Here is a 12642-nt window from a genome sequence, read left to right as displayed (position 1 = left end):
GGGCCACGGTGGTCCCGGCACGGTTAATCGCAGGCGAAAAAGCAGTGATCGGCAGGATGTTGTTTTCGTGCGTTCAGGCCGTGCAGTGTGTGGAAGCTGCCACCCTTGCCTGGCATCCGAGGTCAGCGCTTGATCTGCTGCCCATCGCCGGCCGGCACGCTGTCGTAATAGCGGCCGGTACGCGAATCGAACACCCGGTTCGGGCCAGCCGGGCGCACGCCAGGCACGATGCGGCCATTGCGGTCATAGACCTTGTCGGCCGGCCTCGGCGCCGGGGTGGGCGCAATCCGGGCAGGACCCGTGGACCTGATCGGCTGCGCCGGCTGCGGCGACGGCAGCACCTGCGGCTGCGGGCGTGCGGCCTGCGGCGGCGGTACCACCGGCGCCGGAGCCACGGTGGTCGCGCTGCGGGTGACCGTCGGGTCGGCAGCAGGCACCTGGGCCAGCGCCAACGTGGGCAACAGGGCCATCAGCAGCAGGGGAAGGGTCGGTTTCATGGCACGCTCCGGCGTGGATCGCATTTACCTTGCGCCTGCGCCTGTGTGCCGCCCATGAACGGCCGTCACACTTGCAAGCGCGCGCCGGCACCCCCACGTTTTCCGGCATCCCCAGGCCATCGACCCCACGGAGAGCCGGCATGACTGCCTTCGACCTGACGCCCCCCACTGCCACCCAGACCGAGGCGCTGATCGCCGGCCTCAGCAGCGAAGAGCGCCGCGTGCTGCTGCAGCACGGTACCGAAGCGCCGTTCTGCGGCGTGTTCCTGGACAACAAGCGCGAGGGCGTCTACTGCTGCCGGCTGTGCGCGCTGCCGCTGTTCCGCTCCAGCACCAAGTTCGATTCCGGCACCGGCTGGCCCAGCTTCTTCGCCCCGTTCGACCCGGCGCACGTGCGCGAGATCCGCGATACCAGCCATGGCATGGTGCGCACCGAGATCACCTGCGCGCGCTGCGGCAGCCACCTCGGCCACGTGTTCCCGGATGGTCCGCCGCCCACCTACGAGCGCCACTGCCTGAACTCCGTCTCACTTTCGTTCACCGGCAATGGCGAGCCCTGGCCCGACCCGTTGCAGCGTGGCGGCGCGGAAAGCGGTGTGGCGGGCTGAAACACCCCGCTGACCGATTTCACAGAATTCCCTCTTCAGAAAACCGGGTGACGGGCCGACAAGGAGATATCCCCTCTCCTTGCGTCGCCCCATGCTCATCATCGTTGGATTCCTGGTCGTCATCATCAGCGTGATCGGGGGCTACCTCGGTGCCCACGGCCGCCTGGGTGCCCTCTGGCAGCCCTACGAGCTGGTCATCATCGGCGGTGCCGCACTAGGTGCGTTCCTGGTCGGCACCCCGGCCAAGACGGTCAAGCAGACCCTGCAGGCCATGGTCGGCGTGTTCAAGGGCCCGCGCTACAAGCAGCAGGACTACATCGATGTCCTCAGCCTGCTCTATGAACTGCTCAACAAGGCCCGCCGCGAAGGCTTCATGGCCCTGGAAGACCATGTCGAGCGGCCGGCCGAGAGCGCCCTGTTCGCCAACTACCCCAAGGTGCAGGCCGACCACCACCTGATCGACTTCATCACCGACTGCCTGCGCCTGATGATCGGCAGCAACATCGAGCCGCACGAGCTGGAGCCGCTGCTGGAGCTGGAACTGGAAAAGCACCACGCCGAGGCCATGGCGCCGTCGCAGGTGCTGACCAAGGTCGCCGACGGACTGCCCGGTTTCGGCATCGTCGCGGCGGTGCTCGGCATCGTCATCACCATGGGCTCGATCGGCGGTGACATCGTCGAGGTCGGTGGCCACGTGGCCGGCGCGCTGGTCGGTACCTTCCTCGGCATCCTGCTGGGCTACGGCTTCGTCGGCCCGATGGCGGCAGCAATGGAGGCACGCGCCGAGCAGGACAGCCGCATCTATGAATCGGTCAAGACCGCCCTGCTGGCCTGCCTGCGCGGCTACAACCCGAAGATCGCGCTGGAATTCGCCCGCAAGACGCTGCCGTCGAACGTGCGCCCGGCCTTCTCCGATTTCGAGCAGCACCTGAAGACGGTCAAGTAAACCATGGCCGAGACCAAGCCCACTGTCATCGTCCGCCGGGTCAAGAAGGCCGGCCACGCCGCCCATCATGGCGGTTCGTGGAAGGTGGCCTATGCTGACTTCGTGACCGCGATGATGGCGTTCTTCCTGGTGCTGTGGCTGATGGCCACCACCAACAAGAACGACCGTGCGGCCATTTCCGAGTACTTCCGCAACCCCAGCCCGCTGAGCGGGCAGAACGCCACGCCGGCGCCCGGCATGGCCGGCCCGGGCGGCGCCAGCACCTCGATGATCAAGCTGGGTGGTGCCACCGACATCTCGCGCGGCAGCAGCAACGATCCCTTCCAGAACCAGAAGGAAGCGGTGCCGCAGCCGGTGGACCAGCAGCAGCGCGACAAGCAGCAGCTGGAAGCGTTGATGAAGGAACTGCAGGAAGCGATCAGCAGGAGCCAGGCACTGGAGCCGTTCAAGGACCAGCTGCTGCTGGACCTGACCCCGGAAGGCCTGCGCATCCAGATCGTGGACAAGCAGAACCGGCCGATGTTCGACCTCGGCAGCGCTACGCTGAAGCCGTACACGCAACAGATCCTGCACGAGCTGGCCAACTACCTGAACCATGTGCCGAACCGGATCAGCCTGACCGGCCACACCGACATCACCGCCTATTCGGCCGCGCGCGGCTACGGCAACTGGGAGCTGAGCGCCGATCGTGCCAACGCCGCACGGCGTGCGCTGGTGGACGGTGGCCTGGAGGACAGCAAGATCACCCGCGTGGTCGGCCTGTCTTCGTCGGTGCTGTTCGACAAGGCCGACCCGCAGAACCCGATCAACCGCCGCATCAGCATCGTGGTGATGACCCAGGCCGCCGAAGCGGCCGCCCTGGCCGGTGCCGGCCCGCAGGTGGGACTGTCGGCGCCGACCGCCGACCCGGACGTGCAGGCCGCGCAAGGTGAGGCCGCGCCCGTGGCACATTGAACCGGGGTCAGATCCCTTTCCCATGGAAAGGGATCTGACCCCGCCTGTGTGCGGCCGGTACAATGGCGGTCTTTCCGTTTCCAGGTGACCCCACCCCATGTCCCAGAACTCCAAGGCCAAGCGCGACAAGCGCAAGAAGCAGCAGGCCAAGCGCCCGTTCCTCCGCCTGAATGCCCAGCAGCAGGTGCAGAACCATGCCGTGCTGACCAACGAAGACGGCCAGGTGGTAGCGGCCATCGGCCTGCAGGGCCGTGAGTGGCTGCTGGCCATCGGCGGCCAGACCATGGGCAACGCCGAAAACCCGGTGCCGATGCTGGCCATGCTCAAGCACCTGGCCAACGTGCAGGAGAAGGAAGGCCGCAAGGTCAACCTGGAGTACTCCGAACTGCTGCAGAAGCTGCTGGACACCCTGGCTACCGAATCCGAGCAGACCGCTGACGAATACCTGGACAAGCTGGTTGCCGAATTCGAAGGCGTCGACGCCGCTGAGGGCGAAGAAGGCGAAGAAGGCGAAGAAGGCGAAGAAGGCGAAGCCGTCGAAGGCGACGCGGCCGAAGAAGCCGCTGCCGAGGCCGCCCCGGCCGCTGACAGCGACAGCAAGCCGCAGGCCTGAACCGGCCGCGGCGGTGACGGTCTACGTCGATGACGCGGTGCATCCCTGGCGCGGACAGCGCTGGGCGCACCTGATGGCCGACACCCTGGCCGAGCTGCACGCGATGGCGGCGCAGCTCGGCATTCCCCCGCGGGCCTTCCAGAACAAGGCCAGCGGTGCTCACTACGACGTCACTGCCGAGCTGCGCGCACAGGCAATAGCGCTCGGTGCGCGGGCGATTTCCCGGCACACCGACCGTGACCTGGTCAAAGCGGTGATTGCCAACGCCAGGGCGCAGTACCGGCCGTAGGCCGCGCCCAGCAGACCGTCCCCGCCGGGTCGTGCCCGGCGGATCGGCCCATCGCTCAGAACGGGTCGCTGCCCAGCCGGATTTCCACGTTCAGCAGCGAGCACAGCGCCAGCATCGCGTCGTCGTCGCGGGTCAGCGCCATCACGCCGGTGAAGCCGTCGCTGCCGGCATCCACGCTCCACAGCGTGTAGTTGTGCTCGCGCAGGCGGTCGAAGGCGGTGGACATCAGCTGCACGCCGTCCAGGCCCTCGGCGAAGTCCTCGTCGTCCAGGTCGCCGCCCCAGTCCAGCTGCAGGTTGAAGCGCGCCGACAGCTCGTTCACCGCCGACTGCAGCGATTCCAGGTCATCGCGCTCCACATCGAAACCGGACTGCCAGGCGATGGCGGTGAACAGGGCCGGCAGCCAGTCGCTGTCCGCTTCCAGCGGCTGCCCGTCCTCGGCCAGGTGTTCGCGCCAGCGGTTGAACTGCTGCAGGGCCAGTTCCTCGTCGCCCGGGTTGATCAGCACCAGCAGGTTCCAGACCCGTGCCTCGAAGCCCTCCTCGTCGAAGTCGTGGATGTCTTCCTCGAAGTCGAAATAGTCGCTGTTGTCGGGCATGGCGGAACGTCCTCTGGGGCAGGCCCGCATTCTACGGTTTATCCTGTGCCGCTGAAGCCGGCCTTGGTGGCCGTCACTGTGAATGAAGCGATGAGCGATACCCCTCCCGACCACCTGGCGATCAACCCGGCCAGCCCCTTCCATGATGCGCAGGCGCTGGAGCGCGGCGTTGGCGTGCGTTTCAACGACGTCGAGCGCGACAACGTCGAGGAATACTCGGTCAGCGAAGGCTGGATCCGCGTGCAGGCCGGCAAGGCCCGCGACCGCCGCGGCAACCCGATGACCATCAAGGTCAAGGGCAAGGTCGAGGTGTATTTCCTGGACCAGAAGCCGGAATAACCCGCTGTTCCGACCTGGGGTCAGGTCCCTTTCCTGCGGAAAGGGACCTGACCCCGCTCGACGGCGCACGACCGCCGCGTCATTCGCGCTTGCGCGATTCCAGCAGGTCCAGGTTGCGGATCAGGCGCCGCGAGATCTCATCGGAGATCACCCCGCGCCGGGTCAACCGGAACAGTTCCTCGCGCTCGGCATTCAGGCCCGCGCTGCGCAGCTGGCGGTAGCCCAGCTCCATGCGCCGCACCTTCTCCGGGTCCACGTCGGGGCCATCGTTGTCTTTCTCCAGGTGCCGCTGGTACAGCAGGCTCACCCGCGAGGCAGCATCGTTGTACAGCTGCACGTTCTCGGTGTTCTGGTTCATCACCAGCTGCTGGCGCATGCGTTCGACCCCGGCCAGCGCGGCCTTGGAGGACAGCTTGCGTGCCAGGTCCTCTTCCTTGCGCTCGCCCGAATCGGCTGGCAGCTGCAGGCCCTTCAGCAGCTGCGGCAGCGCCACGCTGGCGCCGATCAGCGAGAACAGGATCACCGCCGCGGCCAGAAAGATCACCAGGTCGCGCGCCGGGAACGCACTGCCATCGGGCAGGAACAGCGGCAGGGTCAACACACCGGCCAGGGTGATCGCGCCGCGCACACCAGCCACCGAGGTCGCCACCACGATGCGCCAGTTCGGCGCCTCGCCCCGCTCCAGGCCACGGCGGCGCGCGCGCAGCAGGTTCCAGCGCAGCGACAGCCATACCCACAGCAGGCGCAGCAGGATCAGCGCCAGGTTGATCACCACCACGTATACCAGCAGCCACCATGCACTCTGGTGGCCGGACTCGTTCATGGTGGTGGTGGCGCGCTCGACGATGCCCGGCAGCTGCTCGCCCAGCAACACGAACATGATGCCGTTGAAGCTGAACTGCAGCATGTTCCAGACGCCCGCGCGCTGCACGCGCATGCTGCCGGAGACACGGCCGGTCAGCTCGACGTAGCTCATCGCGATACCGGCGGCGACCGCAGCGAGGATGCCCGAGGCATGGATTTCTTCGGCGAGCAGGTAGGCCGCGAACGGAATCAGCAGGTTGACCAGCATCGCCGCACCCGGCTCTTCGCCGAAGCGGCGCCACAACCAGCGCTGGAAGGTGGACACGCCGAGGGTGACCGCCACGCCCACGGCAAGGCCGGCCACCGCCACCCACAGGAAGGTCAGCGAGGCCGTGGCCAGCGAGAAGGAGCCGGTCATCACCGCGGCCACCGCGAAACGGAAGCAGACCAGGCCGGACGCATCGTTGAGCAGCGACTCGCCTTCCAGGATGTGCATCAGGCGCTTCGGGATCGGTGCCTTGGAGGCGATCGCCCCGACCGCCACCGGGTCGGTCGGCGAGACGATGGCCGCCAGCGCGAAGCACACTGCCAGCGGCATCACCGGAATCATCCAGTGGATCAGCAGGCCGGCGCCGATCACAGTGAACACCACCAGGCCGAACGCCAGTTCGAGGATCGCGCCCTTGTCGCGGAACAGGCCCTGCTTGGGAATGCGCCAGCCATCCAGGAACAGCAGCGGCGGCAGGAACAGCAGGAAGAACACTTCCGGCTCCAGCGCATGGCCGCGGTTGAACACGCCGGCGATCACCGCGCCCAGGCCGATCTGCACCAGCGGCAACGGCAGCGAGAACGGGAGGACGCGAACCAGGTAGCCGCTGGCGACAACGGCCACCAGCATCGCCAGGACGACTTCAATGGTATGCATGCTTCTTCCAGGAAGCGGCGCGTGGGGAGGCACGAGGGCCAGCGCCGGAAACCCGGAAAAAACTACCACATGCGGCCCTGACCGCGACGGCCGGGGCCGCCGCGCGTCAGCCCCGGCTCATGCCCCGTCGAACCGGTACAGATCCATGGCCAGGAAGCCGGCATCGATGCCGGCGTCGATGCGGCGTGCGCCGAAACCGCCCTCGCCGGCCGCTCCCATCGCGAAGAACAGCGGCAGCAGGTGCTCGTCGGTCGGGTGCGCACGCTCGGCGAACGGGGCCTGCCGGCGGTAATCGAACAGCGCCTGGCGGTCATCAGCGGCCAGCCGCTGCTCCACCCACTCGATGAAGGGCCGCACGTATGGCGCTTCCTTGCCGTCCTGGTAGTCGCCCCAGTCGTGCAGGTTGTGGGTGATGCTGCCCGAGCCGACCAGCAGCACGCCTTGTTCGCGCAGTGGTGCCAGCGCGCGGCCCAGCGCGAACTGATGCTCGGGGCCGAGCAGCGGCTGGATCGACACCGGCACCACCGGGATGTCGGCCTGCGGGAACAACAGCCGCAGCGGTACCCACGCGCCGTGGTCGAGGCCACGCTGCGGGTCGATGGCCACTGTCAGGCCTGCGGCGGCGATGCGGCCGGCCACTTCTTCGGCCAGTGCCGGATCACCCGGCGCCGGGTATTGCAGTTCGAACAGCGCGCGCGGGAAGCCACCAAAGTCGTGGATCGTCGGCGGCTGCGGATGTGCGCCGACCAGCGGCTGCCGGCCCAGCCAGTGCGCCGAGGCCGTCACGATGGCGCGCGGCGGCGGCAGGTCGCGCGCCAGCTCGGCCAGGCGCACACCGACCTGGCCAGGATGCAGGGCGGTCATCGGCGAACCATGGGAGATGTACAGCGAAGGCAGGCGGGACATGGAATTCTCCAGTTGCAGGATCAGGCGGCGATCAGCGCGAACGCAGGGTCCACTTGCCATCGCCGACCAGGAACAGCACCACCAGCGCCAGCGCCCAGAACGCCGGGTATTCCCAGCCGCCGCCGGCATTGGCGAAACCGAAGCCGTTGGCGCCGTGCACGGTGACGATGGTGCCCAGCAGCAGCGGCACGCCGACCAGGCCCACCCTGCGCGCATAGATGCCCAGCAGGAGCGCGACAGTGATCACCAGCTCGACGCCGAGGGTGAGGTAGCCGAGCACGCCGGGCAGGCCCAGCGACTCGAAGAATGCTGCCGTGCCGGCCGGGGTGAATACCAGCAGCTTGGTCAGCGCATGAACCAGGAACAGCACGCCCAGTGCCAGGCGCAGCAGGGTGGCGCCATACGGGGCCAGCGGCGAAACAGGAGCGGTCGTGGCGTGCATCGGAAAGCACCTTGAAGGGAGTGGGCTCAGGTTATTGCGCCTTCACAGGCCGATAAATACGATCGATTGACCGTATTTATTTCAGAAGGCGCAACAATGGACACCCTTGAGGCGATGCGCGTGTTCGTGGCGGTGGTCGAGCGCAACGGCTTCAGCGCCGCCGCCCAGGCCCTGGACATGTCCACCGCCGGCGTTACCCGCCAGGTCGCCGCACTGGAAAAGCGCCTGTCCACCCGCCTGCTCCATCGCACCACGCGGCGGGTCAGCCCCACCAGCACCGGCGCCGCCTACTACGCCCAATGCGTGCGCCTGCTGGCCGAGTTCGACGCGCTGGAGGCCAGCATCGGCGCGCAGGCGCTGGAGCCCTCCGGCATGCTGCGCATCAATGCACCGGTCAGTTGGGGCATCGCCCGCCTCGGTCCACTGCTGGCCAGTTACCGCGAACGCTTTCCGCAGGTGGAACTGGACCTGGCCCTGTCCGACCGCCTGGTGGACATGGTCGAGGAAGGCTACGACGTGGCCATCCGCATCACCCGCGAGCCGGGCCCCACCCTGATCGCCCGCCGCCTGGGCGAATCGCGGGTGAGCCTGTGCGCCGCGCCGGCCTACCTGGCCGCACGCGGCGCCCCGCAGACCCCGCAGGACCTGCAGGCGCACGCGTGCCTGGGCTACAGCTACTGGGCCGCCGGTGACCACTGGCCGCTGCAGGGGCCGGGCGGCGAAGTGAAAGTAGCGGTGAACAGCCTGCTGCACGCCAACAACGGCGACGTGCTGCGTGAAGCGGCGATCGCCGGCATGGGCGTCATCCTGCAGCCCGACTTCCTGCTGGAAGACGCGCTGGCCGATGGCCGCCTGGTGCGCGTACTGCCGGAATGGGAGGCCTCGCCGATCGGCATCTTCGCGGTCTATACCAGCCGCAGCCATCTGGCACCGAAGGTGCGCAGTTTCATCGACCATCTGGTGGACACCGGGGTGTAGCCGAGTCTGGCGCTTGCCGGTAGTGCCGGCCGCTGGCCGGCAATCAGACACATCCCGGTCCTGGGCGAATGCCGGCCAGTGGCCGGCACTACCGTCATGCTTCGGTCGGGTAGTGCCGGCCGCTGGCCGGCACATACGAAGCCCCGTCATGCTTCGATCGGGTAGTGCCGGCCGCTGGCCGGCACATACGAAACCCCGTCATGTTTCGGTCGGGTAGTGCCGGCCGCTGGCCGGCACATACGAAGCCCCGTCGTGCTTCGGTCGGGTGTGCCGGCCGCTGGCCGGCACATACGAAACCCCGTCATGTTTCGGTCGGGTAGTGCCGGCCGCTGGCCGGCACATACGAAACCCCGTCATGTTTCGGTCGGGTAGTGCCGGCCGCCGGCCGGCACATACGAAACCCCGTCATGCTTCGGTCGGGTAGTGCCGGCCGCTGGCCGGCACATACGAAGCCCCGTCGTGCTTCGGTCGGGTAGTGCCGGCCGCTGGCCGGCACATACGAAACCCGATCAGGCGGGAACCTCATCCAGCGCGTCGATGATCTGTTCCAGCGGCGCCGGCCGCCCCAACAGGTAGCCCTGCACCTGGTCACAGCCATGCGCAGCCAGCCAGTCCAGCTGCCCCGGCGTCTCCACGCCTTCAGCGATGATGGTCAGGCCCATGCTGTGGCCCAGCGACAGCAGCGCGCGGCAGATCGAGGCATTGCGTGGATTGGTTTCCACGTCGGCGACGAAGCTGCGGTCGATCTTCAGGATGTCCAGCGGCAGGTGCTGCAGGTAGGACATGCTGGAATAGCCGGTGCCGAAATCATCCAGCGACACGCGGATGCCCTGCTCGTGCAGGCGCTGCATGGTCTGCATCGCCTGTGCCGGCTTGCGCATCAGGCTGCTCTCGGTCAGCTCCACGTGCAGCGCGCCACGGGCCAGGCCGAAATCCTGCTGGGCACGGGTGAATTCGGCCACCAGGTCGCTGTTGAAGAACTGAACCGCCGACACGTTGACCGCGATCGGCAACTCACCCCACCCGGCCTCGACCAGACGGCGCTGCGCCTTCGCCGCCGCGCGGATCACCCAGCGGCCCAGTGCCAGGATCAACCCGGTGTCCTCGCACAGCTGGATGAACTCGTTGGGCGGGATGAAGCTGCCATCGGCCTGCGGCCAGCGCAGCAGTGCCTCCAGCGCTGCCGGGCTGCCATCGCCGGCATGCCGGATCGGCTGGAAATACAGCTGGAATTCGTTGTCGATGGCGGCATGGATGCGCCCGGCCAGGCGCAGGCGGTCGGCCAGGCGCGTGGTCACGGCCGCGTCGAACCAGACCACCACGTTGCCCTCGGCGCGCGCCGCATGCGCGGCCTGCGCGGCCATGCCGATCACCTGCTCGGCCGTGTGCCCGTCACCAGCGATGTGCACGGCCACGCCGATGCGCGGCTCGAACTGGTGCAGCGAGTCCTTGCCGCGCATCGGCGCCGACACGATCTGCAGCAGGTCGTCCAGCACGCGCTGGGTATCGTGCTCGGCACCGATGGCGAAGACGAAATCCTCGGCCGGCTGGAACGCCAGCGTGCCACAGCGTGCGCCCAGGCCCCCGAGCCGGGTCGCCATCGACTGCAGCACCGCATCGCCGATCTCGCGGCCCAGCGTATCGGCCACCAGCTGCAGCCCGCGCAGCTGCACGAAGGCGATGGTGTAGCCCTCCTCCTGCTCGTCCAGCTGTTCGGTCAGGGCGCGCACATTGAGCAGGCCGGTGGCCGGGTTGTGCCGTGCCTGATAGGCCAGGTCGCGCTCGTAGGCCAGCCGCTCGCTGACATCCTCGGCCAGCACCAGGCACGCGGGCTGTCCGTCGAAGTCGAGCTTGGACAGGTGTGCGCGCACCTCGAACACACTGCCGTCCTTGCGCCGGTGCAGGCGCACGGTCGCGTCGGGGGGATCGCCCACCTGCGCCCGCTGGATGGCACCACGCACTTCGTCCCAGCCTTCGCGCGGGCGGATGTCGAGGATGCTCATCGCCAGGAACTCGTCGCGGCTGTAGCCATACTGGCGCACTGCAGCGTCGTTGACCTCGATGAAGCGCAGCGTATCCGGGTCGAACACCCAGAACGGTGCAGGATTGCGGTCGAACAGCAGGCGGAAGCGGCGTTCCACTTCGCTCATCTGCTCGCGCGCCTGATAGCGTTCGCTCAGGTCGGTCAGCGCACCGATCATGCGCCGTTCGCTGTCGGCCACTTCCACCCGCTGCCCGCGCGCGCCGACCCAGCGCACCTCGCCCCCGGGCAGCACCAGGCGGAACACCTGGTCGAGCACAGCGCTGCCGGCGAAGGCCTGGTCAAAGGCCTGCTGCAGGCGCGCGGCATCATCGCGATGCACGCGCGCGAAGAAATCCGCGACCGGCAAGGCGTCGGTCTGTACCCCAAAGATCTCGCGGGCCAGCGGCGACCAGCGCAGCAGCGCGGCGTCCTCATCCACGTACCAGGTGCAGACACGCCCGACCTGGTGCGCCAGGCGCAGCTCGGCGTGGCCCGTCTTCAGTTCCTCGGCCATCGCCTGCTGGCTGCGGGTGCTGCGGCGCACGGCGTACAGCAGTACCAGCAACACCGCGATGTAGGCCAGTACGATCGCCACCGACGCCTTCAGGTACGGCCACCACGGTGCGAGTACATCTTCGTCGGCCAGGCCGACCTGCACCGCCAGCGGGCTGCGTTCGAGCGTGCTGATGGTGAGGATGCGCGGCACGCCGTCGACGACGCCGGGCATGCTGCCCAGCTCGACCACTGCCTGCGTGCCGAGCAGGTCCCGGCGCGGCAGGTCGTAGCGGCGGCCCACCGTGCCATGCGGATCGGGTACGCGGGCCAGCATGTAGCCCTGGGCATCGCTGATCGAGACCAATCCGTTGGGACCGACATCCAGGCCGCCGACGATGCGCTGCAGTTCGCCACAGCGCAGCCGTGCCAGCAGCCAGCGCCCATCGGCCATCGGCAGCGCCAGCGGGACCACCCAGCCCCCGTCGCTGGCACGCTGCGGCGGGCCGATGTACAGCGCGCTGCCCGAGCCGCGCCGTTGCGGATCGGTCCACAACGGCAACTGCAGGTCGCCCCTGCCGGCCGTCAATGCGCGGCCATAGCTGTCGAGCACCACGATGCTGTGCAGTTCGGCGTGCCGGCCCAGCACGCCGCCGATGGAGGCATCCAGCAAGGCCGGCGCCTGTGCCGGCACGCTGCGGAACAGTTCCGCGGCGTCGGCGGCGATGCCGGTCATGGCCCGCTCCAGGTTGCGCAGCTCCAGCGCCAGCAGGCGCTCGCTGCCCACCGCCAGCGCGCGGCTCTGCCGCTGCGCCGCTTCCAGGCGGCGGTGGTGGTCGTTGACCAGCATGAGGGCCAGACCGGTCACCAGCAGTACGCCCAGCAGCACACCGCCCCAGGTGATGGCGCGCAGCGGCCGGGCCAACGCCCGTTTCAGCGCGGGCATCGGTTGATGTTCCTTGTGCAGTCGGCTGGCTTCATGCGCGAACGAATCCTCCACGTCCCCGACCTCAACGGCCGGCGGACGCCATTCTTGACGCCTGACCCCGTCCTGCATGGCCACCTCCCCGTGTCCGCGCAGGGCTCGAGGGTCCAGCATGCACCACCCCGGTGACGGCGTGAAGATCGCATCCGCACGTTCAGCCAGATCCTGCACAGGGCGGGCCCCGCAGGGGGGCGGCCAGTGGCGCCGGAGCGGATTAGACTTGGGGTTTTCCGCTGCAAGAGA

General features: G+C 68.2%; 13 protein-coding genes. 7 read left to right on the top strand and 6 right to left on the bottom strand.

The window, feature by feature from the left end:
• Positions 1-122: 122 nt before the first annotated feature.
• Complete coding sequence (locus VG561_RS05345) at positions 123-497, bottom strand: hypothetical protein (protein WP_014645801.1); 375 nt, start codon at positions 495-497, stop codon at positions 123-125.
• 140 nt (positions 498-637) lie between these two features.
• Here VG561_RS05345 and msrB point away from each other — a divergent pair, with 140 nt between their 5' ends.
• The 5 genes from msrB (at position 638) to VG561_RS05320 (ending at position 3907) form a co-directional block, all read left to right on the top strand.
• A complete protein-coding gene (msrB, locus tag VG561_RS05340; protein WP_005415117.1) occupies positions 638-1105 on the top strand; it encodes a peptide-methionine (R)-S-oxide reductase MsrB in 468 nt (155 codons plus the stop codon).
• A gap of 91 nt (positions 1106-1196) precedes the next feature.
• On the top strand, positions 1197-2051 hold the full coding sequence (gene motA / locus VG561_RS05335) for a flagellar motor stator protein MotA (protein WP_014645799.1): 855 nt from the start codon (positions 1197-1199) through the stop codon (positions 2049-2051).
• Between the two features lie 3 nt (positions 2052-2054).
• Positions 2055-3005, top strand: coding sequence for a flagellar motor protein MotB (motB, locus tag VG561_RS05330; RefSeq protein WP_014645798.1), 951 nt, complete (start codon positions 2055-2057; stop codon positions 3003-3005).
• Between the two features lie 97 nt (positions 3006-3102).
• Positions 3103-3618: a hypothetical protein gene (locus tag VG561_RS05325; protein WP_075076151.1), complete on the top strand. Its 516-nt coding sequence runs from the start codon at positions 3103-3105 to the stop codon at positions 3616-3618.
• 13 nt (positions 3619-3631) lie between these two features.
• Positions 3632-3907, top strand: a complete 276-nt coding sequence (locus VG561_RS05320) for a DUF4031 domain-containing protein (protein WP_032959248.1) — start codon at positions 3632-3634, stop codon at positions 3905-3907.
• A gap of 55 nt (positions 3908-3962) precedes the next feature.
• On the opposite strand, the gene VG561_RS05315 is transcribed toward VG561_RS05320, so the two are convergent.
• Entirely contained in the window at positions 3963-4505 is a 543-nt protein-coding gene (locus tag VG561_RS05315) for a DUF6630 family protein (RefSeq protein ID WP_262224555.1), read from the bottom strand.
• A 90-nt stretch (positions 4506-4595) separates the two neighbouring features.
• Here VG561_RS05315 and VG561_RS05310 point away from each other — a divergent pair, with 90 nt between their 5' ends.
• Positions 4596-4844 (top strand): DUF3297 family protein, encoded by a 249-nt coding sequence (locus tag VG561_RS05310; RefSeq protein WP_005415112.1) that lies wholly within the window; start codon positions 4596-4598, stop codon positions 4842-4844.
• Positions 4845-4923: 79 nt separating this feature from the next.
• Here VG561_RS05310 and VG561_RS05305 read toward each other — a convergent pair whose 3' ends face one another.
• The 3 genes from VG561_RS05305 to VG561_RS05295 all read right to left on the bottom strand — a co-directional run bounded on the left by VG561_RS05305 (position 4924) and on the right by VG561_RS05295 (position 7921).
• Positions 4924-6573 carry a Na+/H+ antiporter gene (locus VG561_RS05305; protein ID WP_014645794.1) on the bottom strand — a complete coding sequence of 550 codons (1650 nt, stop codon included), beginning with the start codon at positions 6571-6573 and terminating at the stop codon, positions 4924-4926.
• 117 nt (positions 6574-6690) lie between these two features.
• Positions 6691-7479: a class III extradiol ring-cleavage dioxygenase gene (locus VG561_RS05300; protein ID WP_197603019.1), complete on the bottom strand. Its 789-nt coding sequence runs from the start codon at positions 7477-7479 to the stop codon at positions 6691-6693.
• A gap of 31 nt (positions 7480-7510) precedes the next feature.
• On the bottom strand, positions 7511-7921 hold the full coding sequence (locus VG561_RS05295; RefSeq protein WP_423179434.1) for a DoxX family protein: 411 nt from the start codon (positions 7919-7921) through the stop codon (positions 7511-7513).
• Positions 7922-8017: 96 nt separating this feature from the next.
• Between VG561_RS05295 and VG561_RS05290 the strand changes: the two genes are divergently transcribed.
• Entirely contained in the window at positions 8018-8899 is an 882-nt protein-coding gene (locus tag VG561_RS05290) for a LysR family transcriptional regulator (protein ID WP_049408296.1), read from the top strand.
• Between the two features lie 509 nt (positions 8900-9408).
• Here VG561_RS05290 and VG561_RS05285 read toward each other — a convergent pair.
• Complete coding sequence (locus VG561_RS05285) at positions 9409-12471, bottom strand: bifunctional diguanylate cyclase/phosphodiesterase (RefSeq protein WP_423179433.1); 3063 nt, start codon at positions 12469-12471, stop codon at positions 9409-9411.
• Positions 12472-12642 lie beyond the last annotated feature (171 nt).

The organism is Stenotrophomonas sp. CASM110 (assembly GCF_049384345.1).
Taxonomy (GTDB): Bacteria; Pseudomonadota; Gammaproteobacteria; order Xanthomonadales; family Xanthomonadaceae; genus Stenotrophomonas; species Stenotrophomonas muris.
Note: the sequence above shows the minus strand (reverse complement) of the source record. Positions and strands in the feature narration are given on the sequence as shown.

Bases quoted from the DNA above. Each gene is read 5' to 3' on its own strand.
- VG561_RS05345 (WP_014645801.1), bottom strand. From the start codon at position 497: ATGAAACCGACCCTTCCCCTGCTGCTGATGGCCCTGTTGCCCACGTTG.
- msrB (WP_005415117.1), top strand. From the start codon at position 638: ATGACTGCCTTCGACCTGACGCCCCCCACTGCCACCCAGACCGAGGCG.
- motA (WP_014645799.1), top strand. From the start codon at position 1,197: ATGCTCATCATCGTTGGATTCCTGGTCGTCATCATCAGCGTGATCGGG.
- motB (WP_014645798.1), top strand. From the start codon at position 2,055: ATGGCCGAGACCAAGCCCACTGTCATCGTCCGCCGGGTCAAGAAGGCC.
- VG561_RS05325 (WP_075076151.1), top strand. From the start codon at position 3,103: ATGTCCCAGAACTCCAAGGCCAAGCGCGACAAGCGCAAGAAGCAGCAG.
- VG561_RS05315 (WP_262224555.1), bottom strand. From the start codon at position 4,505: ATGCCCGACAACAGCGACTATTTCGACTTCGAGGAAGACATCCACGAC.
- VG561_RS05310 (WP_005415112.1), top strand. From the start codon at position 4,596: ATGAGCGATACCCCTCCCGACCACCTGGCGATCAACCCGGCCAGCCCC.
- VG561_RS05305 (WP_014645794.1), bottom strand. From the start codon at position 6,573: ATGCATACCATTGAAGTCGTCCTGGCGATGCTGGTGGCCGTTGTCGCC.
- VG561_RS05300 (WP_197603019.1), bottom strand. From the start codon at position 7,479: ATGTCCCGCCTGCCTTCGCTGTACATCTCCCATGGTTCGCCGATGACC.
- VG561_RS05295 (WP_423179434.1), bottom strand. From the start codon at position 7,921: ATGCACGCCACGACCGCTCCTGTTTCGCCGCTGGCCCCGTATGGCGCC.
- VG561_RS05290 (WP_049408296.1), top strand. From the start codon at position 8,018: ATGGACACCCTTGAGGCGATGCGCGTGTTCGTGGCGGTGGTCGAGCGC.
- VG561_RS05285 (WP_423179433.1), bottom strand. From the start codon at position 12,471: ATGCAGGACGGGGTCAGGCGTCAAGAATGGCGTCCGCCGGCCGTTGAG.